Source organism: Streptomyces sp. JLBT605 (assembly GCF_058215555.1).
In genome coordinates this window covers 5,333,587-5,359,146 of record NZ_CM177087.1, presented here as the reverse complement: position 1 = coordinate 5,359,146, position 25,560 = coordinate 5,333,587, and the positions used below count along the sequence as shown (strand labels likewise).

Annotated in this window: 22 protein-coding genes; 8 read left to right on the top strand and 14 right to left on the bottom strand. The window is 71.4% G+C overall.

Annotated features, from left to right (window positions below; all coding sequences use genetic code 11):
* Positions 1-58: 58 nt before the first annotated feature.
* Genes zwf through pgl form a run of 3 tightly spaced genes read left to right on the top strand, consistent with a single transcriptional unit; the run spans position 59 to position 3,357 of the window.
* Positions 59-1,468: a glucose-6-phosphate dehydrogenase gene (gene zwf, locus AC4BDD_RS23360; protein ID WP_490687418.1), complete on the top strand. Its 1,410-nt coding sequence runs from the start codon at positions 59-61 to the stop codon at positions 1,466-1,468.
* The gene (gene opcA, locus AC4BDD_RS23355) at positions 1,465-2,574 is read left to right on the top strand and encodes a glucose-6-phosphate dehydrogenase assembly protein OpcA (RefSeq protein ID WP_490687417.1); all 1,110 of its coding nucleotides are present in this window, start codon (positions 1,465-1,467) and stop codon (positions 2,572-2,574) included. The genes zwf and opcA overlap by 4 nt, the downstream gene beginning before the upstream one ends.
* A complete protein-coding gene (pgl, locus tag AC4BDD_RS23350) occupies positions 2,575-3,357 on the top strand; it encodes a 6-phosphogluconolactonase (protein WP_490687416.1) in 783 nt (260 codons plus the stop codon).
* Between the two features lie 130 nt (positions 3,358-3,487).
* On the opposite strand, the gene pgi is transcribed toward pgl, so the two are convergent.
* From pgi to AC4BDD_RS23290, 12 genes are all read right to left on the bottom strand, one after another.
* Positions 3,488-5,137 carry a glucose-6-phosphate isomerase gene (gene pgi, locus AC4BDD_RS23345; RefSeq protein ID WP_490691909.1) on the bottom strand — a complete coding sequence of 550 codons (1,650 nt, stop codon included), beginning with the start codon at positions 5,135-5,137 and terminating at the stop codon, positions 3,488-3,490.
* A gap of 171 nt (positions 5,138-5,308) precedes the next feature.
* On the bottom strand, positions 5,309-5,596 hold the full coding sequence (locus AC4BDD_RS23340; protein ID WP_490687415.1) for an RNA polymerase-binding protein RbpA: 288 nt from the start codon (positions 5,594-5,596) through the stop codon (positions 5,309-5,311).
* Positions 5,597-5,807: 211 nt separating this feature from the next.
* The gene (secG, locus tag AC4BDD_RS23335) at positions 5,808-6,035 is read right to left on the bottom strand and encodes a preprotein translocase subunit SecG (protein ID WP_490687414.1); all 228 of its coding nucleotides are present in this window, start codon (positions 6,033-6,035) and stop codon (positions 5,808-5,810) included.
* A gap of 168 nt (positions 6,036-6,203) precedes the next feature.
* On the bottom strand, positions 6,204-6,980 hold the full coding sequence (tpiA, locus tag AC4BDD_RS23330) for a triose-phosphate isomerase (RefSeq protein WP_490687413.1): 777 nt from the start codon (positions 6,978-6,980) through the stop codon (positions 6,204-6,206).
* A 5-nt stretch (positions 6,981-6,985) separates the two neighbouring features.
* Entirely contained in the window at positions 6,986-8,188 is a 1,203-nt protein-coding gene (locus tag AC4BDD_RS23325) for a phosphoglycerate kinase (protein ID WP_490687412.1), read from the bottom strand.
* Between the two features lie 153 nt (positions 8,189-8,341).
* Positions 8,342-9,346, bottom strand: a complete 1,005-nt coding sequence (gene gap / locus AC4BDD_RS23320; protein ID WP_490687411.1) for a type I glyceraldehyde-3-phosphate dehydrogenase — start codon at positions 9,344-9,346, stop codon at positions 8,342-8,344.
* 198 nt (positions 9,347-9,544) lie between these two features.
* A complete protein-coding gene (gene whiA, locus AC4BDD_RS23315; protein ID WP_490687410.1) occupies positions 9,545-10,534 on the bottom strand; it encodes a DNA-binding protein WhiA in 990 nt (329 codons plus the stop codon).
* Positions 10,525-11,553 carry a gluconeogenesis factor YvcK family protein gene (locus tag AC4BDD_RS23310; protein WP_490687409.1) on the bottom strand — a complete coding sequence of 343 codons (1,029 nt, stop codon included), beginning with the start codon at positions 11,551-11,553 and terminating at the stop codon, positions 10,525-10,527. Before AC4BDD_RS23310 ends, whiA begins: the two co-directional genes overlap by 10 nt.
* Positions 11,550-12,494 (bottom strand): RNase adapter RapZ, encoded by a 945-nt coding sequence (rapZ, locus tag AC4BDD_RS23305; RefSeq protein WP_490687408.1) that lies wholly within the window; start codon positions 12,492-12,494, stop codon positions 11,550-11,552. The genes AC4BDD_RS23310 and rapZ overlap by 4 nt, the downstream gene beginning before the upstream one ends.
* Entirely contained in the window at positions 12,491-14,530 is a 2,040-nt protein-coding gene (gene uvrC / locus AC4BDD_RS23300) for an excinuclease ABC subunit UvrC (RefSeq protein WP_490687407.1), read from the bottom strand. The genes rapZ and uvrC overlap by 4 nt, the downstream gene beginning before the upstream one ends.
* A 211-nt stretch (positions 14,531-14,741) precedes the next feature.
* Positions 14,742-15,599: a hypothetical protein gene (locus AC4BDD_RS23295; RefSeq protein ID WP_490687406.1), complete on the bottom strand. Its 858-nt coding sequence runs from the start codon at positions 15,597-15,599 to the stop codon at positions 14,742-14,744.
* On the bottom strand, positions 15,596-16,243 hold the full coding sequence (locus tag AC4BDD_RS23290) for a papain-like cysteine protease family protein (RefSeq protein ID WP_490687405.1): 648 nt from the start codon (positions 16,241-16,243) through the stop codon (positions 15,596-15,598). The genes AC4BDD_RS23295 and AC4BDD_RS23290 overlap by 4 nt, the downstream gene beginning before the upstream one ends.
* A gap of 333 nt (positions 16,244-16,576) precedes the next feature.
* Between AC4BDD_RS23290 and AC4BDD_RS23285 the strand changes: the two genes are divergently transcribed.
* On the top strand, positions 16,577-17,521 hold the full coding sequence (locus AC4BDD_RS23285) for a hypothetical protein (protein ID WP_490687404.1): 945 nt from the start codon (positions 16,577-16,579) through the stop codon (positions 17,519-17,521).
* Positions 17,522-17,576: 55 nt separating this feature from the next.
* Here the strand turns inward: AC4BDD_RS23285 and AC4BDD_RS23280 are convergent, their stop codons facing one another.
* On the bottom strand, positions 17,577-17,999 hold the full coding sequence (locus AC4BDD_RS23280; protein WP_490687403.1) for a Rieske (2Fe-2S) protein: 423 nt from the start codon (positions 17,997-17,999) through the stop codon (positions 17,577-17,579).
* A 283-nt stretch (positions 18,000-18,282) separates the two neighbouring features.
* Between AC4BDD_RS23280 and AC4BDD_RS23275 the strand changes: the two genes are divergently transcribed.
* Positions 18,283-19,251, top strand: a complete 969-nt coding sequence (locus AC4BDD_RS23275; RefSeq protein ID WP_490687402.1) for a carbohydrate kinase family protein — start codon at positions 18,283-18,285, stop codon at positions 19,249-19,251.
* A gap of 226 nt (positions 19,252-19,477) precedes the next feature.
* Here AC4BDD_RS23275 and uvrA read toward each other — a convergent pair whose 3' ends face one another.
* On the bottom strand, positions 19,478-22,495 hold the full coding sequence (gene uvrA, locus AC4BDD_RS23270; protein WP_490687401.1) for an excinuclease ABC subunit UvrA: 3,018 nt from the start codon (positions 22,493-22,495) through the stop codon (positions 19,478-19,480).
* 245 nt (positions 22,496-22,740) lie between these two features.
* On the opposite strand from uvrA, the gene AC4BDD_RS23265 reads away from it, so the two are divergent.
* From AC4BDD_RS23265 to AC4BDD_RS23255, 3 genes are all read left to right on the top strand, one after another.
* Positions 22,741-23,457 (top strand): maleylpyruvate isomerase family mycothiol-dependent enzyme, encoded by a 717-nt coding sequence (locus AC4BDD_RS23265; RefSeq protein ID WP_490687400.1) that lies wholly within the window; start codon positions 22,741-22,743, stop codon positions 23,455-23,457.
* Positions 23,458-23,461: 4 nt separating this feature from the next.
* Positions 23,462-24,115 (top strand): MBL fold metallo-hydrolase, encoded by a 654-nt coding sequence (locus tag AC4BDD_RS23260; RefSeq protein WP_490687399.1) that lies wholly within the window; start codon positions 23,462-23,464, stop codon positions 24,113-24,115.
* 155 nt (positions 24,116-24,270) lie between these two features.
* Positions 24,271-25,554 carry an MFS transporter gene (locus AC4BDD_RS23255; protein WP_490691908.1) on the top strand — a complete coding sequence of 428 codons (1,284 nt, stop codon included), beginning with the start codon at positions 24,271-24,273 and terminating at the stop codon, positions 25,552-25,554.
* The last annotated feature ends 6 nt before the right edge of the window (positions 25,555-25,560 follow it).

Sequence of the window (25,560 nt, the reverse complement as noted above, 5' to 3'; positions counted from 1 at the left end):
GGGGCCGTCGGGCCTGGTGATCTTCGGCGTCACGGGCGATTTGTCCCGTAAGAAGCTGATGCCTGCCGTCTATGACCTGGCCAATCGCGGCCTGCTGCCGCCGGGCTTCTCGCTCATCGGCTTCGCCCGCCGCGACTGGGAGGACGAGGACTTCGCCCAGGTCGTCCATGACGCGGTGAAGGAACACGCCCGTACGCCGTTTCGTGAGGAGGTCTGGCAGCAGCTCGCCGAAGGCTTCCGCTTCGTGCCCGGCGAGTTCTCCGACGACCAGGCGTTCGACACGCTCAGGACGACGATCGAGGAGCTGGACAAGGAGCGGGGCACCGGCGGCAACTTCGCCTTCTACCTCTCCGTCCCGCCGAAGTTCTTCCCCACCGTCGTGCAGCAGCTCAAGAAGCACGGCCTGTCGGACGGCACCGGCGACTCCTGGCGGCGCGCCGTCATCGAGAAGCCCTTCGGTCACGACCTGGCCAGCGCGCAGGAGCTCAACCAGGTCGTCCACCAGGTCTTCCCGCCCAGCGACGTCTTCCGGATCGACCACTACCTGGGCAAGGAGACGGTCCAGAACATCCTGGCGCTGCGCTTCGCCAACACGATGTTCGAGCCCCTGTGGAACCGCTCCTACGTCGACCATGTGCAGATCACCATGGCCGAGGACATCGGGATCGGCGGCCGCGCCGGCTACTACGACGGCATCGGCGCCGCCCGCGACGTCATCCAGAACCACCTCCTCCAGCTGCTCGCCCTGACCGCCATGGAGGAGCCGTCCTCCTTCGACGCCAAGGCGCTGGTCACCGAGAAGCTGAAGGTCCTCAAGGCGGTCAAGCTGCCCCGGGAGCTGGGCAAGCACACCGTCCGCGGCCAGTACGCGCACGGCTGGCAGGGCGGCGAGGAGGTGCTCGGCTACCTGGAGGAGGAGGGCATCGACCCGCACTCCAAGACCGACACCTACGCCGCCATCAAGCTGGAGATCGACAACCGCCGCTGGGCGGGCGTCCCCTTCTACCTGCGCACCGGCAAGCGGCTGGGCCGCCGGGTGACCGAGATCGCGGTCGTCTTCCAGCGCGCCCCGCACTCCCCCTTCGACGCCACCGACACCCAGGAGCTGGGGCAGAACGCCCTGGTCATCCGGGTGCAGCCGGACGAGGGCGTGACCATCAGGTTCGGCTCCAAGGTGCCGGGCACCTCGATGGAGATCCGGGACGTGACCATGGACTTCGCGTACGGCGAGTCCTTCACCGAGTCCAGCCCCGAGGCGTACGAGCGGCTGCTGCTGGACGTGCTGCTGGGCGACGCCAACCTCTTCCCCCGCCACCAGGAGGTGGAGGAGTCCTGGCGGATCCTCGATCCGGTAGAGGCCTACTGGGACAAGCACGGCAAGCCGGAGCAGTACACCGCCGGGACCTGGGGCCCGAAGGCGGCGGACGAGATGCTCGCACGAGACGGACGGAGCTGGCGCCGGCCATGAAGATCGATCTCACGGACACCACGTCCAGCCAGATCAACGCGGCGCTGGTCCAGGCACGACGGGCGACCGGCACGCCGGCCGTCGGCATGGTGCTCACCCTGGTCATCGTCACCGACGAGGGCAACCACTACGACGCTCTGAAGGCCGCCACCGAGGCGTCCAAGGAGCACCCGTCGCGCATCCTGGTCGTCATCAAGCGGCCCGGCCGGTCCCCGCGCGACCGCAAGATCGCCCGGCTGGACGCCGAGGTCCGGGTCGGCGGCGAGACCGGCAGCGGTGAGACGGTGCTGCTGCGGCTCCACGGCGAGCTGGCCAACCACGCCCACTCGGTCGTCCTGCCGCTGCTGCTGCCGGACGCCCCGGTGGTCGTGTGGTGGCCGGAGGACGCGCCCGACCACCCCAGCGAGGACCTGCTCGGGCAGCTCGCGGCGCGCCGGATCACCGACGCGCAGGCCACCGAGGACCCGGTGGCCACGCTCGGCCTGCGGGCCGGCACCTACACCCCGGGCGACACCGACCTGGCGTGGACCCGGATCACCCCGTGGCGCAGCGTGCTGGCCGCCGCTCTGGACCAGAAGCACTCGGCCATCAAGTCCGCGGTGGTCGAGGGCGAGGCGTACAACCCGAGCAGCGAGCTGCTGGCGCTGTGGCTGGCCGAGCGGCTGCGGGTGCCGGTCGAGCGCCAGGTCTCGGAGGGTCCGGGGCTGACCGCGGTGCGGCTGGAGACGGCCGACGGCACCATCTGCCTGGACCGGGCGGACGGTTCCCTGGCGGAGCTGGCGATGCCCGGTCAGCCGGACCGCCATGTCGCGCTGCCGCGGCGGGCGACCTCCGAGCTGATCGCGGAGGAGCTGCGCCGCCTCGACCCGGACGAGACCTACGCCTCCGCGGTGAAGTTCGGCGTGGCGGCGCTCGCCCAGGGCTCGGGAGCCGCCGCGAGGAGCGGCGGCAGGCAGGCGCCGGCCGGCACCGCCGCCCCGAGCGCCGAGAGCACCGACAGCGCCGGCAGCACGGAGGGGTCCGCCCCGGCGGCCGGGAAGGCGCCCGCGGCGAAGTCGTCGGCCGAGAAGCCCTCCGGGGCGCGTGGCAAGAAGGCGGCCTCCTAAGTGACGACTCCTCAGGTGGTCGTGCACCGCGACAAGGAGCTGATGGCTCAGGCCGCGGCGGCACGGCTGATCACGAAGATCGTGGACGCCCAGGCGGCCCGCGGTTCGGCCTCGGTGGTCCTCACCGGCGGCCGCAACGGCAACGGCCTGCTGGCGGCGCTCGCCCAGGCCCCGGCGCGGGACGCCGTCGACTGGTCGCGGCTGGATCTGTGGTGGGGCGACGAGCGGTTCCTGCCCGAAGGGCACCCCGACCGCAACGACACCCAGGCCCGGGCCGCATTGCTGGACTCGGTGGGGCTGGACCCGGCGCGGGTGCATCCCATGCCCCCGTCCGACGGCGCCTGCGGTGGTGACGTGGACGCGGCCGCCGAGGCGTACGCGGCCGAGCTGGCGGCCGCCGCGGGCCCGGAGAACCGCGGCCTGGTGCCGTCGTTCGACGTGCTGCTGCTGGGCGTCGGGCCGGACACCCATGTGGCGTCGCTCTTCCCCGAGCTGCCGGCGGTGCGGGAGACCGAGCAGACGGTGGTCGGGGTGCGCGGCGCGCCCAAGCCGCCGCCCACCCGGGTCTCGCTGACCCTGCCGGCGATCCGCGCGGCCCGCGAGGTGTGGCTGCTGGCGGCGGGCGAGGACAAGGCCAAGGCGGTGGCCATCGCGCTGTCGGGAGCGGGGGAGATCCAGGCCCCCGCGGCCGGCGCGTACGGCCGCAACCGCACCCTGTGGCTGCTGGACCGGACGGCCGCGGCGGGCCTGCCGCGCGGGCTCTACCCTCCGGCGTCGCCCTGAGCCGCGGGTTCGTACGGCGCCGACTGCCCTGAGGCCCGGCCGGAGTTCTCCGGTCGGGCCTCAGGGCGTCTTCGGGCTTAGGGGGTGCCCGATGGGTCGGCGTGGCGCAGAGCCGTCGGACACCCTTAGGTCAGCGGCCCCGCATCTGACGGTACTTGGCGACCAGCCCGGCCGTGGACGGGTCGAGACCGGGCACCTGGGCGCCCTCGGTCAGGGCGGGCTCCACGCGCTTGGCGAGCACCTTGCCCAGCTCGACGCCCCACTGGTCGAAGGAGTCGATGTTCCAGATGGCGCCCTGGACGAACACCTTGTGCTCGTAGAGCGCGACCAGCTGGCCGAGCACCGACGGGCTAAGCTCCTTGGCCAGGATGGTGGTGCTCGGGTGGTTGCCGCGGAAGGTCTTGTGCGGCACCAGCTCGGCGGGCACGCCCTCGGCCGCCACCTCCTCCGGCGTCTTGCCGAAGGCCAGGGCCTGGCTCTGCGCGAAGAGGTTGGCCATCAGCAGGTCGTGCTGGCCGACCAGGCCCGGGAGCAGGTCCTCGACGGGGTTGGCGAAGCCGATGAAGTCCGCCGGGATGAGCTTGGTGCCCTGGTGCAGCAGCTGGTAGTAGGCGTGCTGGCCGTTGGTGCCCGGGGTGCCCCAGACCACCGGGCCGGTCTGCCAGCCGACCGGGTCGCCCTGCCGGTCCACGGACTTGCCGTTGGACTCCATGTCGAGCTGCTGGAGGTAGGCGGTGAACTTCGACAGATAGTGGCTGTAGGGCAGGACCGCGTGCGACTGGGCGTCGTGGAAGTTGTGGTACCAGACCCCGAGCAGGCCCAGCAGCAGCGGAACGTTCTCCTCCGGCGGGGCGGTGCGGAAGTGCTCGTCCACCTCGTGGAAGCCCGCCAGCATCTCCCGGAAGTGGTCCGGGCCGATGGCGATCATGAGGGAGAGGCCGATGGCGGAGTCGTAGGAGTAGCGTCCGCCGACCCAGTCCCAGAACTCGAACATGTTGGCCGGGTCGATGCCGAACTCGGCGACCTTCTCCGCGTTGGTCGACAGCGCCACGAAGTGCTTGGCGACGGCGTCGGTGTCCGCGCGCAGCCCGGTCAGCAGCCAGGCGCGGGCCGAGGTGGCGTTGGTGATGGTCTCGATGGTGGTGAAGGTCTTCGAGGCGATGATGAACAGCGTCTCGGCCGGGTCGAGATCGCGCACCGCCTCGTGCAGATCGGCGCCGTCGACGTTGGAGACGAAACGGATGTCCAGGTCGCGCTGGGTGTAGGAGCGCAGCGCCTCGAAGGCCATCGCGGGGCCGAGGTCCGACCCGCCGATGCCGATGTTGACGACGGTCCTGATGCGCTTGCCGGTGTGGCCGGTCCAGTGGCCGGAGCGGACCTTGTCGGCGAACATCGTCATCTTGGCGAGGACCGCGTGCACCTCGGGCACGACGTCCTTGCCGTCCACCTTGATGACGGCGGACCGGGGGGCGCGCAGGGCGGTGTGCAGCACCGCGCGGCCCTCGGTGTTGTTGACCTTCTCGCCGTGGAACATCGCGTCCCGCAGCTCGGCCACGCCGGCCGCCGCGGCCAGCTCGCGCAAGAGCCGCAGGGTCTCGTCGGTCACCAGCTGCTTGGAGTAGTCCAGGTGGAGGTCACCGACCTGGAGGGTGTAGCGGTCCGCGCGGCCGGGGTCGGTGGTGAACAGCTCGCGCAGATGTGTCTCGCCCAGCTCCTGACGGTGTTTGACCAGCGCGTGCCACTCCGGCAGCTGGTCGAGCCTGCGGCGCTCTGCGTTCATCTCGGACATCAGCCCACTTCTTCTCGTACCTGCAACCCCGCCGTGGTCAACCTTAAGGCCGTCAGGTGGCCGGTCGCTTCCCGAGAGTCACGCCGGATACGGCAACGGCCCGTCCGTGCACCCAGGAGGGTGCCCGGACGGGCCGTGATCGCGCTGTGCGTATCGGATCCGCTAGATCTCACCGCGGAGCTTGGCGAGGGCCTCAGCGAGAATCGCCTCGCCGTCGGCGTCGCTCCGCCGCTCCCGTACATACGCGAGGTGCGTCTTGTAGGGCTCGGTGCGCGGCGCGCCCGGCGGATTCTCCCGGTCCTTCCCGGCCGGGAGGCCGCAGCGGGGGCAGTCCCAGGTGTCCGGGATCTGCGCATCGCTGGCGAAGCTCGGCTGAGTCTCGTGCTCGTTCGAGCACCAGAAGGAGATGCGGAGGCGCGGCGCTGACTCGCCTCTCTCCGCTTCTCCCATCGGCCCCGCTCCAACCCGACTTCCTCGGATCGCGTTGCCACTTGCCACGGTCGTAACTCCCTGCGTGATGGTGCCGCGAAGCGTTGAGAACAGCTCCGCTGCGGGCGCCCCAGTCTACGTAAGGCCCAACGCGCGTCCAGTGACAGGAGTTACCACACCCGCCGCCGAGGACGCCGCCCCCATGTGGGCCGCGTCTATAACGGTACGTCAGTTAGTCGAGCTTCATCAGCAGACCGAGCACCACGATGCAGGCGAACCACAGCAGGCCCACCACGATGGTGATCCGGTCGAGGTTACGCTCCGCGACCGAGGAACCACCCACGGAGGACTGCATGCCGCCACCGAACATGTCGGACAGCCCTCCGCCCTTCCCCTTGTGCATGAGCACCAGCATCATCAACAGAACGCTGAAGATGATGAGGGCGATCGAGAACCCCATGACCACGGCTGGACCAACTCTCTCGGGTGCAGGAACTGACGAAACTGAGCAAACCTGAAGAATAGCGTCGGGGCCGGAAGGGCGCTCCCGCGCCGCTCCGGCCCCGACAGAGTACGACGGAGAGTACCCGTCGTCATAGCCACTGATCGTCGCGGTGGCCGGGGGTTCTTACTGGTCCCGGAACCGGACGATCTTCACGAACTCGTCCGCGTCCAGCGCCGCGCCACCGACCAGCGCGCCGTCCACGTCCGGCTGGGCCATGATCGCCGCGACGTTCCCCGACTTGACCGAGCCGCCGTACTGGATCCGGACCTTGTCGGCCAGCTCCTGGGAGTACAGCTCGGCGAGGCGGCCGCGGATCGCTCCGCAGACCTCCTGCGCGTCCTCGGGGGTGGCGACCTCGCCGGTGCCGATCGCCCAGACCGGCTCGTAGGCGATGACGATGGTCTCGGCCTGCTCGGCCGGGATGTCCTTCAGGCCGCCGTCGATCTGCGCGAGGGTGTACGCGACCTGGTCGCCCGCCTTGCGGATGTCCAGGCCCTCGCCGACGCAGAGGATCGGGGTGAGGCCGTGCTTGAACGCCGCCTTGACCTTGGCGTTGCACAGCTCGTCGGTCTCGTTGTGGTACTGCCGGCGCTCGGAGTGCCCGACCGCGACGTAGGTGCAGCCGAGCTTGGCGAGCATCGCGCCGGAGACCTCACCGGTGTAGGCACCGGATTCCTGCGCCGAGATGTCCTGGGCGCCGTACTTGATCTTCAGTTTGTCGCCGTCGACCAGCGTCTGCACCGACCGCAGGTCGGTGAAGGGCGGCAGGACCGCGACCTCGACGGCCTCGTAGTCCTTGTCGGCGAGCGCGAAGGCGAGCTTCTGGACGTGTGCGATGGCCTCAAGGTGGTTGAGGTTCATCTTCCAGTTGCCCGCCATCAGCGGAATGCGGTCACTCACGGTGTTCAGTCCTCCAGTGCGGCGAGGCCGGGGAGGGTCTTGCCCTCAAGGTATTCAAGGCTGGCGCCACCACCGGTCGAAATATGACCGAAAGCGGACTCATCGAAGCCCAGGATGCGCACGGCCGCGGCCGAGTCGCCGCCACCGACCACGGTGAAGGCAGGGCTGTCGAGGAGCGCCTGGGCGACCTCCTTGGTGCCGCCAGCGTAGTCGGGGTGTTCGAAGACGCCCATCGGGCCGTTCCAGAAGACGGTGGCCGCGTCGGCGAGCTTGGCGGCGTACAGCTTCCGGGTCTCCGGGCCGATGTCCAGTCCCTCCTGGTCGGCCGGGATGGCGTCGACCGGGACGACCGTCGGGTTCGCCGGGGCCTTGGTCTTCAGGTCCGGGAACTCGGGGGAGACCAGGACGTCGACGGGGAGCACGAACTCCACACCGCGCTCCTTGGCCCGCGCCAGGTACTCCTTGACCGCCGGGATCTGGTCCTCCTGGAGCAGCGAGATGCCGACCTCGTGGCCCAGGGCCTTGAGGAAGGTGTATCCCATGCCGCCGCCGATGAGGATGCGGTCGGCCTTCTCCAGCAGGTGGTCGATCACACCGAGCTTGTCGGAGACCTTGGCGCCGCCGAGCACCACCACGTACGGCCGCTGCACATCCTCGGTGAGCTTCTTGAGGACGCCGACCTCGGTGGCGATCAGGCCACCCGCGGCGTGCGGAAGCCGGGCCGGGAGGTCGTAGACGGAGGCGTGCTTGCGGTGCACCGCGCCGAAGCCGTCGCCCACGTAGAGGTCCGCGAGCGCGGCCAGCCGGTCGGCGAAGGCGCCGCGCTCGGCGTCGTCCTTGGCTGTCTCGCCGGCGTTGAAGCGGAGGTTCTCCAGCAGCGTGACCTCGCCGTCGCCGAGAGCGGCGACGGTGGCCTTCGCGCTGTCCCCCACGGTGTCGGTCGCGAAGGCGACCGGCTTGCCGAGGATCTCACCGAGCCGCTGGGCGACCGGCTGAAGCGAGAACTGCGGGTCCGGGGCGCCCTTGGGGCGGCCCAGGTGGGAGGCGACGATCACCTTGGCGCCGGCCGCCGCCAGCTTGGCGATGGTCGGCGCGACGGCGCGGATCCGGCCGTCGTCGGTGATGGTGTCTCCCTCGAGCGGGACGTTGAGGTCGGCGCGGACGAACACGCGCCGCCCGGAGACCTCGAGTTCCTCGATGGTCTTCATGGCAGTGAACTCCTTACGACGGGTCGGTCGGGGACAAACCGAGACAAACGGCGGGGCTCGTGCGGCGCGCTGTGCGCTGCGCGAGCCCCGTCGCTCACATCGAAATTGCCGCTCGTTTCCGGATCAGGCTCAGACGCTCATGCCGGATCAGGCTCAGAGCTGGCCGCCCACGAAGGCGGTCAGGTCGACCAGGCGGTTGGAGTAGCCCCACTCGTTGTCGTACCAGCCGACGACCTTGACCTGCTTGCCCTGGACCATGGTCAGGGAGGAGTCGAAGGTGCAGGAGGCCGGCCAGTTGACGATGTCCGAGGAGACGATGGCGTCCTCGGTGTAGTCCAGGATGCCCTTGAGCTGACCCTCGGCCGCCTTCTGGAAGGCGGCGTTGATCTCTTCCTTGGTGGTCTCGCGGTCGAGCTCGAGAACCAGGTCGGTGACCGAACCGGTGGGCACCGGGACGCGCATCGCGATGCCGTCCAGCTTGCCCTTGAGCTGCGGGAGGACCAGGGCGGTGGCCTTGGCGGCACCGGTCGAGGTCGGGATGATGTTCTCCGCCGCGGCGCGGGCGCGACGCAGGTCGGAGTGCGGGAAGTCCAGGATGCGCTGGTCGTTGGTGTACGCGTGGACCGTCGTCATCATGCCCTTGACGATGCCGAAGTTCTCGTCGAGAACCTTGGCCATCGGCGCCACGCAGTTGGTGGTGCAGGAGGCGTTGGAGATGACGTGGTGATTGGCCGCGTCGTACTTGTCCTGGTTGACACCCATCACGATGGTGATGTCTTCGTTCTTGGCCGGAGCCGAGATGATGACCTTCTTCGCACCGGCGGCGAGGTGCTTGGCGGCGTCCTCGCGCTTGGTGAAGATGCCGGTGGACTCGATGACGATGTCGGCACCGAGCTCGCCCCAGGGGAGCTGCGCCGGGTCGCGCTCGGCCATCGTCTTGAAGGTCTGGCTACCGACGGTGATCGAGTCTTCCGTGTGGCTGACGTCCTGCTTCAGACGACCCAGGATGGTGTCGTACTTCAGCAGGTGGACCAGGGTGGCGTTGTCGGTAAGGTCGTTGACTCCGACGATCTCGATGTCCGCGCCCTGCTCCAGGAGCGCGCGGAAGTAGTTCCGACCGATACGGCCAAAGCCGTTGATGCCTACGCGGATCGTCACGAACCGATCTCCTCGTTGGTGTGCCGGTCTGGAAGCCGGCGGGCTGTATGGAATGTCCCCGACCGCCTCCGACCCTACCGCCTGCACGAGACGTACGTGACATTGACAGCAGCGCTCCGCGGTCCCCGACGGGTGGTTCGCGCCGCGCCGCCGCTCATCGTTGGTCACACAAAGTGAACACCCCAGCCCGGCGGCGACTCAGCCGACCATGCCTTCGGCCATCTCCTCGGTCAGGTTGGACTCGGTACCCGGGACGCCGAGGTCCTGCGCCCGCTTGTCGGCCATCGCCAGCAGCCGGCGGATGCGGCCCGCCACCGCGTCCTTGGTCAGCGGCGGGTCGGCGAGCGCGCCCAGTTCCTCCAGCGATGCCTGCTTGTGCTCCATGCGCAGCCGCCCGGCCGCGGCCAGGTGCTCGGGCACCTCGTCGCCGAGGATCTCCAGGGCGCGCTGCACGCGGGCGCCCGCGGCGACGGCCGCCCGCGCGGAGCGGCGCAGGTTGGCGTCGTCGAAGTTGGCCAGGCGGTTGGCGGTGGCCCGCACCTCGCGGCGCATCCGCCGCTCCTCCCAGGCGAGCACCGACTCATGGGCGCCGAGCCGGGTCAACAGGGCGCCGATCGCGTCGCCGTCCCGGACGACGACGCGGTCAACACCGCGCACCTCGCGCGCCTTGGCCGCGATCTGGAGCCGGCGGGCCGCGCCGACCAGCGCGAGGGCGGCTTCGGGGCCCGGGCAGGTCACCTCCAGCGACGAGGAGCGGCCGGGCTCGGTGAGCGAGCCGTGCGCCAGGAAGGCGCCGCGCCAGGCGGCCTCGGCGTCGCAGGTGGCGCCGGAGACGACCTGCGGCGGCAGCCCGCGGATGGGGCGGCCGCGGCCGTCGACCAGGCCGGTCTGGCGGGCCAGCTGGTCGCCGCCGGCGACCACCCGCACGACGTACCGGCTGCCGCGGCGCAGCCCGCCGGGCGCCATCACCACCAGGTCCGAGGAGTGGCCGAAGATCTCCAGGATGTCCTTGCGCAGCCGCCGGGCGGCGATGCCGGTGTCCAGCTCCGCCTCGATCACGATGCGTCCGCTGACCAGGTGCAGTCCGCCCGCGAACCGCAGGATCGCCGAGACCTCCGCCTTCCGGCAGCAGGTCCGGGTGACGGGAAGCCGGGAGATTTCGTCCTTCACCGCTGGCGTCATCGCCATGGGCCGATCCTTCCATGCATCCGAAAAATACGGTCGTACGCGGCGGCCAGCAGCTCCGGGTCGTGCCGGGGAGCACCGTCGGGTGCCGCCACGGGGGCCAGCTCGACCGTGCCGCCAAGCCGCTTGGCGGCGTCGCGCAGGCTGCTCTGGTCAGGCACGGCTGCCGCGTCGGCCAGCACCACGTCGAAGGCGAGTTTAGGGGCGTGTCGGGCCAAAACCTCCAAATGACGCTGCGGAGAGAAGCCCTCGGTTTCGCCGGGCTGCGGCGCGAGGTTGAGCGAGAGCACCCGCCGGGCCTTGGTCTCCACCAGCGCATCCAGCAGCTCGGGCACCAGCAGGTGCGGGATGACCGAGGAGAACCAGGAGCCGGGGCCGAGCACCACCCAGTCGGCGTCCAGCACCGCGGCGACGGCCTCCGGAACGGCGGGCGGGTCCTCCGGCACCAGGTGCACCGACTGCACCTCACCGGGGGTGAGCGCCACGGTGGCCTGGCCCCGGACGGTGGAGATATCGCCCGGGCGCTCCGGGTCGTGGCCGCGCACCAGAGCCTGCAGCTCCAGCGGCACCGCGGACATCGGCAGTACCCGGCCGTGCGCGCCCAGCAGCTTGCCGACCAGGTCGAGCGCCTTCACGTGGTCGCCCAGCTGCTCCCACAGGGCGACGATCAGCAGGTTGCCGACGGCGTGGCCGTGCAGCTCGCCCTCGCTGGCGAAGCGGTGCTGGATGACCCGGGACCAGGTCTGGCCCCAGTCGTCGTCACCGCACAGCGCGGCCAGCGCCTTGCGTAGATCACCGGGGGGCAGCACGCCCAGCTCGTCACGGAGCCGGCCGCTGGAGCCGCCGTCGTCGGCCACGGTGACGACGGCGGTGAGGTCGCCGGTGATACGGCGCAGCGCCGCGAGGGAGGCGGACAGGCCCATGCCACCGCCGAGCGCGACGACCTTGGGCTGCGCACCTCGGCCGCTGCGGCCGCCGACCAGCCGCCGCAGACGCCGGGTGCGGGTGGGCGGGTGGCTCACTCGCGCCCCATGTCGCGGTGGACGACGACGGTCTCCACCCCTTCGGCGGCCAGCCGGGCGGCGAGCCGCTCGGACATGGCGACGCTGCGGTGCTTGCCGCCGGTGCAGCCGACCGCGATGGTCACATAGCGCTTGCCCTCGCGGCGGTAGCCGGCGGCGATCAGCTGGAGCAGCTCGGCGTACCGGTCGAGGAACTCCTTGGCACCCGGCTGGTTGAAGACGTAACCGGACACCTCCTCGTTGAGGCCGGTGAAGGGGCGCAGCTCGGGGACCCAGTGCGGATTGGGCAGGAAGCGGCAGTCCACGACCAGGTCGGCGTCGACGGGCAGGCCGTACTTGTAGCCGAAGGACATCACTGTGGCGCGCAGCTCCGGCTCCTCGTCGCCGGCGAACTGGGCGTCCATCTTGGCGCGCAGCTCGTGGACGTTGAGGCTGGAGGTGTCGATCACCAGGTCGGCGTCGCCGCGCAGCTCGCGCAGCAGGTCGCGCTCGGCGGCGATGCCGTCCACGATCCGGCCGTCGCCCTGCAGCGGGTGCGGGCGCCGGACGGACTCAAAACGCCGGACCAGGGCCTCGTCGGACGCCTCCAGGAACAGCACCCGCCGCTTGACGTTCTTGGCCTCCAGGTCGGCCAGGGACTCGCGGAGGTTGTCGAAGAAGCGGCGGCCGCGGACGTCCACCACCACGGCGATGCGGGCCACGTTGCCCTGCGAGCGGGCGCCGAGGTCCACCATGGTGGGGATCAGGGCCGGCGGGAGGTTGTCGACGACGAACCAGCCGAGGTCTTCCAGACATTTCGCGGCGGTACTGCGGCCCGCCCCGGACATCCCGGAGATGATCACCAGCTCGGGGATGGCCGTCGCGTCGGACGCCTCTCCGTTCGTGCCGGTCGTGCCCAAACTCACCTGTGCTCCGTCTCCGTCGTTTCCATGCTCGTTCATGATCTCGTCCCCCGTGTCGATGACGACGCCGCCGGGGCGGCCTCATCCTCAATGATCTCTCCTGTGGCGGTGTTCACCGCCGGGGCGGCCGGAGCCGCCTGCGCGAGGGCGGCGGCGACGGTCTCGGCCGTCTTGCGGCCGATGCCGGGGACCTCGCAGATCTCCTCGATGGTGGCTGCCCGCAGCCGCTTGAGCGAGCCGAAGTGCTTGAGCAGCGCCTGGCGCCGGCTGCCGCCGAGCCCCGGGACGGTGTCCAGCGGCCCGGCCTTCATGGACTTGGCGCGCTTGGTGCGCTGGTAGCTGATGGCGAAGCGGTGCGCCTCGTCCCGGACGCGCTGGAGGAGGTAGAGGCCCTCGCTGCTGCGGGGGAGCACCACCGGGTCGGTCTCGCCGGGCAGCCAGACCTCCTCCAGGCGCTTGGCGAGTCCGCAGACCGCGACGTCGTCGATGCCCAGCTCGTCCAGCGCCCGCTGGGCGGCGGCGACCTGCGGGGCGCCGCCGTCGACCACCACCAGCTGCGGCGGGTAGGCGAACTTCTTCGGCCTGCCGTCCTCGCCGATGGGACCGGCGGTCGCCTCGGGGGCGTCCTCCTCCTGCCACTCCCCCGTCTTCTGCTTCTCCTGGAGGTAGCGGCGGAAGCGGCGGCTGACCACCTCGTGCATGGAGCGGACGTCGTCCTGCCCGGCGAACGACTTGATCTGGAAGCGGCGGTACTCGTTCTTCCGGGCCAGTCCGTCCTCGAAGACGACCATCGAGGCCACGACGTCCTCACCCTGAAGGTGGGAGATGTCGAAGCACTCGACGCGCAGCGGGGCGGAGTCCAGCTCCAGGGCGGTGGCGATCTCCTCCAGGGCGCGGGAGCGGGTGGTCAGGTCGGAGGCGCGCTTGGTCTTGTGCAGCACCAGCGCCTGCTGGGCGTTGCGCTGGACCGTGGCCATCAGGTCCTTCTTGTCGCCACGCTGCGGTATGCGCAGGTCGACGCGGGCGCCGCGGCGTGTGCTGAGCCACTGGGCGAGCGGTTCGACCGGGTCGGGCAGGGCGGGGACCAGCACTTCCCTGGGCACGCCGCCGCTTCCGCGGCCGTGGCCGGCGTCGCCTTCCTCCTCGCCGTACAGCTGCTGGAGGGCGTGCTCGACCAGGCCGGCGGTGTCCACCGCCTCGACCTTGTCGGTGACCCACCCGCGCTGGCCGCGCACCCGACCGCCGCGCACGTGGAAGATCTGCACGGCGGCTTCCAGCTCGTCCTCGGCGACGGCGATCAGGTCGGCGTCGGTGGCGTCGGCGAGCACGACGGCGTTCTTCTCCATGGCCCGTTTGAGCGCTCCGATGTCGTCGCGCAGCCGGGCGGCCCGCTCGTACTCCATCTCCTCGGCGGCCTGGTGCATCCGCTCCTCGAGGCGGCGCAGGTAGGTGCCGGTACGGCCGGCCATGAAATCGCAGAAGTCTTCGGCGAGTTCGCGGTGCTCTTCGGGGGTGACCCGGCCCACGCAGGGCGCGGAGCACTTGCCGATGTATCCCAGCAGGCAGGGGCGGCCGATCTGCGCGGAGCGCTTGAACACCCCGGCGGAGCAGGTCCGCACGGGGAAGACGCGCAGCATCAGGTCGACGGTCTCGCGGATCGCCCAGGCGTGGGCGTACGGGCCGAAGTAGCGCACGCCCTTCTTCTTGGGGCCGCGCATCACCTGGACGCGCGGGAACTCCTCGTTGAGGGTGACGGCGAGCGAGGGATAGCTCTTGTCGTCGCGGTACTTGACGTTGAACCGGGGGTCGAACTCCTTGATCCAGGAGTATTCGAGCTGCAGCGCCTCGACCTCGGTGGAGACCACGGTCCATTCGACGGACCCGGCCGTGGTGACCATGGTGCGGGTGCGCGGGTGGAGGTTCGCCACGTCCTGGAAGTACGAGGAGAGCCGCTGGCGCAGGCTCTTCGCCTTTCCGACGTAGATCACCCGGCCGTGCTCGTCGCGGAACTTGTAGACCCCCGGCGAGTCGGGGATCTGTCCCGGCTTGGGTCGGTAACTGCTGGGGTCGGCCATGGTCACCACCCTACTGGCGGGCGGTGACAGTGGGGCCCCGGAACGGACCCCGAACGGACCCGGATCGACCCCTGAGCGGTCCCCGGGAGCGATCCCGGGGACCGCTCAGGGCCGGAGCCCCGGCGGCGTATCGGCCGGTGCCCCGGCGGGACCCGCCGCCGGGGCACCGGCCGGCGCGTGGAGGTGCTCCGCGCCCGGCTCGGCGGGAGACTCAGCGCCGCCGTGCGCGCAGCGCCGCCGCGCCGCACAGCCCGAGGGCGGCCAGCGCGCCCGCGCCCGCGACGGTGGAGGTCGCGGTCAGCAGCGGCTCACTTCCCTCGGCCCCCGCCGCCTGCGGCTTCGCGCCGTCCGGCCGGGCCCCGGGCCCGGCCAGGGGGAAGCCACCGGCCTTGCCCTTCTTGGCGTAGGCCGAGCCGGGCAGCTTGTCACCGTAGGCGTCGTGGACCCGCTGCTGGTAGGCCCGGACGGTGGTGCCCCGGGCGCCGATCGCCTTGGTGGCGTCCGGGTCGAGCGGCAGGACGCGGGAGCCGCGCTGCACGTACCAGGCGTCGATCTGCGGCTCCCGGAAGACCGTGCCGCCCTTCAGCTTCTTGGCCCCCTTGGCCGCGAACAGCGTCTCGTCGGCGCCGGTGGCGATGTTCACCACCCGGAAGGAGCCGCCCTGCCGCACCGACCACACGGACGCCTGCTGTCCGTTCGAGGCGACGGCCTTGCTGGCGAAGAACTCCAGCTCCGCGACGGGTGTCCGAGCGACCCCCTCGGTCTTCGGTGAGGCCGCCACGAAGGCCGGGGAGAGGGTGTACACGGGCACGGTCGCGCCCTCGATCCGCGGGGCCGCGGCGCGCTTGCTGACCGCGCCGTCCCGGGCGAAGAACCGGGAGAGCGTGTCGATGGTGGTGCGCGCGGTGGCCGCGTCCCGGGCGCCGTCGACGGCGGTGGCGCTGGGCGCCTTGGGGGCCGCCGGGGCGTCGGTGGCGGACGCGGTGGGCGCGGCGAGGGCTATCAGGGCGGTGGCGACGGCGGCCAGGGAGGCCGCGCGGGCGGTGTTGACGATGGTCACTTTCGTCACGCCCCGATCCGGTAGAGCGAGTGGGTCCAGGAGAATTCGCCGTTGTTGACGTACCAGTCGTGCGAAGCCCAGTTGTAACGGTAGTTGTCGGGCCACGGGTCGCCCCAGTAGACCCAGCTCTGGGACGTGTCGTAGCCGTACACTACGTGCATGTGGCCGCCGCCGGAGGACCACTGGATGCGGGTCTCGATCGGGCGGTCGGCGTTGATCTCGCTCTGCACGGTCGAGTAGCGGAGCCAGCCGTTGACGTAGGAGCCGGGGCTGATGCCCGCCCAGCGCAGCGCGGTCTGCACATTGCCCAGGGTGGCCTGGTTGTTGGGGCAGTCGTAGCCCTGGGTGCGGTTGAAGGCGGCGTTGCAGAACTGATTCTGCGAGTAGTTCCGCCCGTACCAGGTGGCGATGGTGTTCCCGGACGCGGCCCAGCACCAGTTGGTCTTCTGCTGCGCCTGCATGTCGATGTCGAGCACGTTGTAGCTGGTCGCGACGGAGCCGCTCCGGGTGCCCGTGGTGTGGTCGGCGCCCTCGCCGGCCGCGCTCGCGGCCGTGGCGGGAAGGGCGAGCAGCGCGGCGACGGCGGCCGCGGCTATGGACAGTCGTCTGCCGCGTGATCGTCCGGCGCGAGGCATGCGTGGAACGAGTGGCATGGCGTTCCTCCCGTGATGACGGTGTGAAGTGGGGAGTGAGGAATGCGTGGGGGGGGCGGCGGCCCGCTGTGCACCGGCAGGCCGCCGTGGGGGTGGGGGGTTGTGCGTTGGGGGGTGCGCGTCCGGACGTTGGGGGGGGTACGCGTCCGGGCGTTGGGGAGGAGCATCGGGTGTTGTCGGGGGCGGGTCAACACGCTTGAATGCGCAATAACATCGGGGTGTGAACGTCTTCCACCGGATGTGAACGAAATATGGCTTCGGATGACGGAAAAGAGTCCTGGAGGGTTCACCGCTCCCCCGGGCCGTCCGTGAAAGTTCACAAAGGAGCGGGGCATGCGGCAGGTCACCGCGCACTCGGCCACGGCCGAGGCGGAGTTGGCACGGGCGCTGCGCACCGGCCCCTTCCACCTGGCCCTGCGGGCCGCGCTCGCCGCACGCGGCCTCGCCCTGCACCGGGTGCAGCACCGGCTCGCGCAGCGTGGCATCAAGGTCGGGGTGACCAGCCTGAGTTACTGGCAGCAGGGCGCGCGGCGGCCCCAGCGGGCGGAGTCACTGCGGGCGGTGCGGGCGCTGGAGGAGGTCCTGGAGCTCCCGGTGGACGCGCTGACCCGGCTGCTGGAGCCGGGCTTCCGAACCCAGCCCGAGCGCCCCGCGGGCCGCTCGTACCGGTCCCTGGTGGAGGAGGCCGAGGCACTGGAGGAATTGCTCGCCGACCTGGAGTCGCCCGCGGACGGCGGCCTGCACACCGTCTGGCATCTGGAGCGGGTGTACGTCGGCGCGGGCCGGGAGCTGCGGGCGCGCGACTCCCAGCACGTGGTGCGCGCGCACCGGGACGGCATCGACCGCTATCTGGCCATCCACACCGGGGAACCGGGCTGCGACCCGGCCACGGTCGTCGTGCACGCCAACGAGAACTGCCGGCTGGGCCGGGTGCGCCGCCACCAGGAGGCGGGCCTGGTCGTCGCGGAGCTGCTCTTCGACGCGCGGCTGCGTCCCGGGGACACCTACCTCTTCGGCTACGGCTTCGAGCACGGCACCGGCGAGCCGTGCGACGAGTACGTCCGCAGCTTCAGCTTCGCCGGCGGGCAGTACGTGCTCCAGGTGCGCTTCGACGAGGCGGCCCTGCCGGTGCGCTGCCGCCGCTTCGTCCGCGCCTCCCCCACCGCACCGCGCACCGACCAGCGCGACCTGACCCTGAGCGGCCAGCACCGCGTGGTGCACGTCGTCGAGCGCGACATCGGCCCCGGCATCCTGGGCATCGGCTGGGACTGGTCCTGAGCACGCCTGTGGGACGGGCGCTGCCGGGGCCGGGGCGGGGGTCGGAGGGCTGTCGTCAGGCCTCGGGGCCGACGACGAGCTTCCCGCCCTCGGTGCGCACCGGAACCGGCGGCAGCGGGGCACTCGCCGGGCCCTGCAGCACCTTGCCGGTCCGCGCGTCGAAGGCACTGCCGTGGCAGGAGCAGGTCACCCTGTCGCCGTCCAGCCCGTTCAGCACGCACTGCTTGTGCGTGCACACCGCGCTGAACGCCTTGTACTCGCCCTCCGCCACCTGGGTCACCAGAACCCGGTCCTCGCGGTAGATCTTGGTGCCGCCGACCGGCACGGCGTCGGGCGCACCGAGGTCGACCGGTGCGGTCGGCGTCGCGGGACCCTGCTTGCCGTCGGCGGGCGAGCAGGCGGCGGCTCCGAGACCGGCGACCGGGGCCAGTGCGGCCCCTCGCAACACGGTTCGGCGGGCGGGCTGCTGGCTGCTCATGGTGTTTCTCCCAGACATCGTTCCTGGTGGCGCTGGGTGTCGCGCCGCTACCGCCTGACGGTACCCGGCGCCGGCCGCCCTCCCCGACCAGCCGCCTGAGCGTTTACGCGGCCACCGCGATGGGATACGTTCCGGCTCCAAAAGGGGCGGGCGCGCGCGGAGGTACCCGGCGGCCGCCCAGCAGGACCGACGGAGCCCCGCTGGGTCGGCGGGCCCCGCAGGATCGACGGAGCCCCGTAGGACTCGACGAGGCCCGCGGGATCGACGGAAAGGACCACGGCTGGTGATCGTCGTCGCCGGAGAAGCGCTGATGGATCTGGTGCCGGCCCCCGCCCCGGCGGGCGGCGGCCCCTCTCCGGCCAGAGGCGGCGACCTGCCCGCGCTACTGCCACGGCGCGGCGGCGGACCGTACAACACCGCCCTGGCGCTGGGGCGGCTCGGCTCCCCGGTCGCCTTCTGCTCCCGGGTCTCGACCGACGCCTTCGGCGAGGCCCTGCTGGCCGGACTACTGGCCGACGGGGTGGACGTCTCCCTGGTACAGCGCGGCCCGGAGCCCACCACGCTCGCCGTCGCGGCCATCGGGTCGGACGGCTCGGCGGGTTACGGCTTCTACGCCGAGGGGACGGCGGACCGGCTCTTCGCACTGCCCGCCGCCTTGCCGGAGGGGGCCTCGGCGGTCTCCTTCGGCACCTGCTCACTCGTGTTGGAGCCCGGCGCCACCGCCTACGAGGCACTGCTGCGGCGGGAGGCGCGGCGAGGTCTCCTCACCGCGCTCGACCCGAACGTCCGTGTCGGTCTCATCCCCGACCCGGCCGCCTACCGGGCCCGCTTCCACTCCTGGCTGCCGGATGTGAGCCTGGTCAAGCTCTCGGTCGAGGACGCGCGCTGGCTGGCCGCCGCCGAGGACGAGGCTCACCTCGTGGACGCCGTGGAGGGATGGCTGGCCGCCGGGCCCGCGGCGGTGGTGCTCACCCGGGGCGGGGACGGGCTGAGCGTGCTGACCCGGGGCGGTCTCCGCTTGAGCGTCCCGGGCGAGCCGGTGGCGGTCGTGGACACGATCGGCGCGGGCGACACCGTCAACGCGGCCCTTCTGCACCGGTTCGCCGCCCACGACGCCCTCTCCCCGGAGGCCGCCGCCGCACTGGACGAGGACGCCTGGCGGGACGTGCTGCGGTTCGCGGCCCGCGCCGCGGCCGTCACCTGCTCCCGGCCCGGCGCCCAGCCGCCCTACCCCACGGAACTCCCCGCCTGAGGCACGCCTGTCCGAGGCGATCCGCCCCGGCCCCTGCCCGCCGGACGCCGCCGGAGCGGCCCGGGCCGGCGGGCCCCGGCGGCGTTGCGGACCCGCCGGCGCGGGCCGGGCACCCGAGCCGGGCGCGGCCGGCGGCAGATGCCGCCGGCCTCCGCGGACCCTGGCTGTCAGCCTCGGCGGACCCTGGCCGTCAGCCCGAGTCCGACCGGCCCGGGAGCCGGAGCCCTCAGGCCCGGCGGGTCCGGGCGGCGGCCTTCTTGGCGGTCGGTGTCGTCGCCGAGGCCGCCTTCGGGACCGCGGTGGAGTTGACCGACTTCGCCGCGGTCTTCCTGGCCGCCGTCTTCTTCGCCGCGGCCTTGGTGCCGGGCTTCTTGCGGGCCGCGGGCACCACCGCGTCGCTCACCCGGTCGCCCAGCAGCTCGCGCAGGAACTTGCCCGTGTGGCTGGCCGGGACCGCGGCCACCTGCTCCGGGGTGCCCTCGGCGATGACCAGGCCACCGCCGCTGCCGCCCTCCGGGCCCATGTCCAGAACCCAGTCGGCCGTCTTGATCACATCGAGGTTGTGCTCGATGACGATCACGGTGTTGCCCTTGTCGACCAGCCCGGAGAGCACCTTGATCAGCTTGCTGATGTCCTCGAAGTGCAGGCCGGTGGTCGGCTCGTCGAGCACGTAGACCGTACGGCCCGTCGACCGCTTCTGCAGCTCGCTGGCGAGCTTGACGCGCTGCGCCTCGCCACCGGAGAGGGTCGGCGCGGACTGGCCGAGCCGGACATAGCCGAGCCCGACCTCGTTGAGCGTGCGCAGATGACGGGAGATGGTCGGGACCGCCTCGAAGAAGTCGAGCGCCTCCTCGATGGGCATGTCCAGCACCTCGGCGATGGACTTGCCCTTGTAGTGCACCTCCAGGGTCTCCCGGTTGTAGCGGGCACCGTGGCAGACCTCGCACGGCACGTACACATCCGGCAGGAAGTTCATCTCGATCTTGATGGTGCCGTCGCCCGCGCAGTTCTCGCAGCGGCCGCCCTTGACGTTGAAGGAGAAGCGACCGGGCAGATAGCCGCGGACCTTCGCCTCCATGGTCTCGGCGAAGAGCTTGCGCACATGGTCGAAGACCCCGGTGTAGGTGGCCGGGTTCGACCGGGGAGTACGGCCGATGGGCGACTGGTCGACGTGCACGACCTTGTCGACCAGGTCGTCGCCGTCCACCCGGGTGTGGCGGCCGGGGACCGAGCGGGCGCCGTTCAGCTCCCGAGCCAGGTGGGTGTAGAGGATGTCGTTGACCAGGGTGGACTTCCCGGAGCCGGAGACGCCGGTGACCGCGGTCAGCACGCCCAGCGGGAAGGACACGTCGATGTCCTGGAGGTTGTTCTCCCGGGCGCCGTGCACGGTCAGCTGCCGATCCGGGTCCACCGGGCGCCGGCCCGCCGGCAGCGCGATCTCCTTCTTCCCGGACAGGTACTGCCCGGTCATCGACTCCTCGTTGCTCAGCAGCTCCGCGAGCGGACCGCTGTGCACCACCTTGCCGCCGTGCTCGCCCGCGCCGGGGCCGATGTCCACGACCCAGTCGGAGGTCTTGATGGTGTCCTCGTCGTGCTCGACGACGATCAGCGTGTTGCCCAGGTCGCGCAGCCGCACCAGGGTTTCGATGAGCCGGTGGTTGTCCCGCTGGTGCAGGCCGATCGACGGCTCGTCCAACACGTAGAGCACGCCGACGAGGCCCGAGCCGATCTGGGTGGCAAGCCGGATGCGCTGGGCCTCGCCGCCGGAGAGGGTGCCCGCCGCGCGGTTGAGCGAGAGGTAGTCCAGTCCGACGTCGACCAGGAACCGCAGCCGCTCGTTGACCTCCTTGAGCACCCGCTCGGCGATCTTCTTCTCACGGGCGTTGAGCTTCATGCCGCGCAGGAAGTCCGCGCACTCGCTGATCGACATCGCGGAGACCTCCGCGATCGACCGCTCCTGCACGGTGACCGCGAGGACGATCGGCTTGAGCCGGGTGCCCTCGCAGGTGGGGCAGGGCACCTCGCGCATATAGCCCTCGAAGCGCTCCCGGCTGGAGTCGCTCTCCGCCTCCGAGTGGCGCCGCTTGACGAACGGCACGGCGCCCTCGAAGGCGGTGGTGTAGGCCCGCTCGCGGCCGTACCGGTTGCGGTAGCGCACCTCGATCTGCGTCTTGTGCCCGTACAGCAGGGCCTTCTTGGCCCGCTGCGGCAGCCCGGCCCAGGGGATGTCGGTGCGGAAGCCGAGGGCGTCGGCGAGCGCCCCGACCAGGCGGCCGAAGTAGTCCTTGGTGTGACCGTGCGACCAGAGGTGGATCGCGCCCGCGTCCAGGGTGCGGTCCTCGTCCGGGACGATCAGCTCCGGGTCGACCTCCATGCGCGTGCCGATGCCGGTGCACTCCGGGCAGGCGCCGAAGGGCGAGTTGAAGGAGAAGGAGCGCGGCTCCAGCTCCTCGAAGGACAGGTCGTCATACGGGCAGTAGAGGTGCTCGGAGAACATCCGCTCGCGCTGCGGATCGTCCTCGTCGAGATCGACGAAGTCGAGGATCACCATGCCGCCCGAGAGCCCCAGCGCGGTTTCCACCGAGTCGGTCAGCCGCCGCTTGGCGCTGTCCTTGACGGTGAGGCGGTCGACGACGACCTCGATGGTGTGCTTCTCCTGCTTCTTCAGCGTGGGCGGCTCCGCCAGGTGGATGGTCTGACCGTCCACCCGGGCCCGGCTGTAGCCCTTGGTCTGAAGATCGGCGAAGAGGTCGACGAACTCGCCCTTGCGCTCGCGGACCAGCGGTGACAGCACCTGGAAGCGGCTGCCCTCGGGGAGTTCCAGGACCTTGTCCACGATGGCCTGCGGGGACTGCCGGGCGATCGGCCGCCGGCACTCGGGGCAGTGCGGCTTGCCGATCCGGGCGAACAGCAGCCGGAGGTAGTCGTAGACCTCCGTGATGGTGCCGACCGTGGAGCGCGGATTGCGCGAGGTGGACTTCTGGTCGATGGAGACAGCGGGGGACAGGCCCTCGATGAAGTCGACATCGGGCTTGTCCATCTGGCCCAGGAACTGCCGGGCGTAAGAGGAGAGCGACTCGACGTAGCGGCGCTGCCCCTCGGCGAAGATCGTGTCGAACGCGAGGGAGGACTTGCCCGACCCCGAAAGTCCGGTGAAGACGATGAGGGAGTCGCGGGGAAGGTCGAGCGAGACGTTCTTGAGGTTGTGCTCGCGAGCGCCACGGACGATGAGACGGTCGGCCACGCCGGTCGGCACCTTTCTGGAGGACGTGTGGGGTGCGCCGGGCTCCTGCTGGGCCGCGCTGTACCGCGTCGGCTGTTCGCATGACGCGGACGGCACGGAGCGAAGCCCCCCGACCCAGGGTATGGGCCGGTACGGCGATGTCTTTCAAGGATGCAGCACTCCGAGCCTATAGCACGCACATTCGATTTGCGGGGGAAGTCAGCCGGCTTCACCCGAACGTGTGGTGGAGGCATTACGGTCAGGGCATGAGTGACTTCGCACACGATGCTTCCGCTGTACAGGGAGCCACCGACCGGCTGCTCACCGCCGTGGCCGGGCTCGATGAGGCCGCCGTCACCGAGGCGTCCCTGCTCCCCGGCTGGACCCGCGGCCACATCCTGGGTCACCTGGCCCGTAACGCCGATGCCCTCACCAACCTGCTCACCTGGGCACGCACCGACGTGGTCACCCCGATGTACGCGAGCGACGACGCCCGCAACGCCGACATCGCCCGGGACGCCGGCCGGCCGCTCGCCGTCCACCTCGACGACCTGCGCACCAGCGCCTTCCGGTTCAACACGGCGGCCGCTGCCCTCCCCCGGGAGCGCTGGTCGTACGAGGTGGCCATGCGCAACGGGGTGACCGAGCGGGCCGCGCGGCTGCCGTTCCGCAGGCTGGTGGAGGTCGAGCTGCACCACGTCGACCTGAACATCGGCTACACCCTGGCCGACCTGCCCGCCGAGTTCGTGGCCCAGGAGATCGACTTCCTCGCCCAGGGGAAGTTCGCCGGGCACCCGGACGTCCCCGCCCTGGTGCTGCGCGGCGAGGACGGGCAGGAGCGCACCACCGGCGGCGACGGCGGCCCGCGCCTGACGGTCGCCGGCTCCCCCGTGGCGCTGCTGGGCTGGCTCACCGGACGCTCCGACGGCACCGGGCTGGTCTGCGACGGCGGCCCGCTCCCCCAGCTCCCGCCGCTAGGCTGAGATCATGACGTACAGCGGAGCTGTGACGGTCGGCGGCCCGGCCGAGGTGCACGAGTTGCCCGACCTGATGATCTCGAAGGTCGCGGTCGGCCCGATGAACAACAACGCCTATCTGTTGCGCTGCCGCGCGACCGATGAGCAGTTGCTGATCGACGCCGCGGCCGAGCCCCACACGCTGCTGACGCTGATCGGCGACAGCGGCATCGCCTCCGTCGTCACCACCCACCGGCATCCCGACCACTGGGGGGCGCTGCGGGAGGTCGTGGAAGCGACGGGGGCCCGCACCTACGCCGGCCGGTACGACGCCGAGGGCATCCCGGTGCCGACCGACGTGCTGGTCGAGGACGGTGACACGATCCGCGTCGGGCGAGTCGAGCTCACCGCCCGCCACCTGGTGGGACACACACCGGGCAGCATCGCGCTGGTCTACGACGACCCGCACGGCCATCCGCACGTGTTCACCGGGGACTGCCTCTTCCCGGGCGGCGTGGGCAACACCCACAAGGACCCGAAGGCGTTCGCCAGCCTCATCGACGACGTGGAGTCCAAGCTCTTCGTCCTGGCCGACGAGACCTGGGTCTACCCCGGTCACGGCGATGACACCACGCTGGGCGCCGAGCGTCCCCACCTGGGCGAATGGCGCGAACGCGGCTGGTGACCAGGGCCTGACCGAGCGGGCGCCCGGCACCTGGCCCCGCGCCCGCTCGCTCGCGGCACCCGCCCTGGGCGCACACCCCGCCGCTTCCGCACGCCCCGTAACCGGGGCCGGGCGGCCGGGGTTGGTGCTTCATGCGCGACGATCACTCGCCGTCCATGACGCGCCTCGCCGCCGCGTCCCTGGTCGGCACAGCCATCGAGTTCTTCGACTTCTTCGTCTACGGGAGCGCCGCGGCGCTGGTCTTCGGCCCGCTGTTCTTCCCGGACTTCTCACCGCTGGCGGGCACGCTGGCCGCCTTCGGCACCTTCGCCGTCGGCTTCGTCTCCCGTCCGCTGGGCTCCGTGCTCTTCGGCCACATCGGCGACCGGCACGGGCGGCGGCCGGTTCTGATCGCCTCACTGCTGCTCACCGGCCTCGCGACCGTCGCGGTCGGACTGGTGCCCACCTACGACAGCATCGGCATCGCCGCGCCGGTGCTGCTGACCCTGCTGCGCTTCCTGCAAGGACTGGGTCTCGGCGGCGAATGGGGCGGTGCCGTGCTCCTGGCCACCGAGCACGCGCCGGCCCGGCGGCGCGGACTGTGGGCAGCGTTCCCGCAGATGGGCCCGCCGGTGGGATTCCTGCTGGCCAACGGCCTGCTGCTGGCGCTCTCCGGTGCCCTGACCGACGCGCAGTTCCGGGAGTGGGGCTGGCGGGTGCCGTTCTGGGCCGCCGGAGTACTGGCCGCCACCGGGCTGCTGCTCCGCTCCCAGCTGGCCGAGACACCGCAGTTCCAGGAGCTCGCCGAGCGCGGCGAGCGCGCCACGGCGCCGCTGGCCGAGGTGGTGCGCACGCACTGGCGGCTGGTGCTGCTCACGGCGGGCGGCGTGGCCTTCGGCTACGCGGTGTTCTACACGGTGACGACCTGGTCGCTGGCGTACGGCACGGAGCGGCTGGGAGCCAGCCGCACGGTGATGCTCGGCTGCATCATGGCGGCCGTCGCCGTCAGCGGGGCGGTGACACCGGTGCTCGCACACCTCGGTGACCGCCTGGGGCGTCGGACGCTGTGCCTGGCCGGCTGCGCCGCCACCGTGCTGTGGACGTTCCCGCTCGTCGCGCTGTTGCGGACCGGGGAGCCGCTGCCGATGTTCATCGGCTTCCTCGGCGCGCTGCTCGCCTTCTCCCCCACCATCGCGGTCACCGGCGCGTATCTTCCGGAGCTGTACGAGCCGCGGGTGCGCTGCACCGGTGCCGCGGTGGGCTACAACCTGGCCGGGGTGCTGGGCGGCGCCCTCACCCCGATCCTGGCGACCTCGCTGTCGCACGGCAGCGGACCGCCGTGGGGCGTGGCCGCCTACCTGACCGGTGTGGCGCTGCTCAGCCTGGGCTGCTTCGCCTGCCTGCCGGACACCAACGGCCGCCTGCTGCGGGCGGTGGAGGCCGAGGAGGCGGCGGCCTGACAGCCG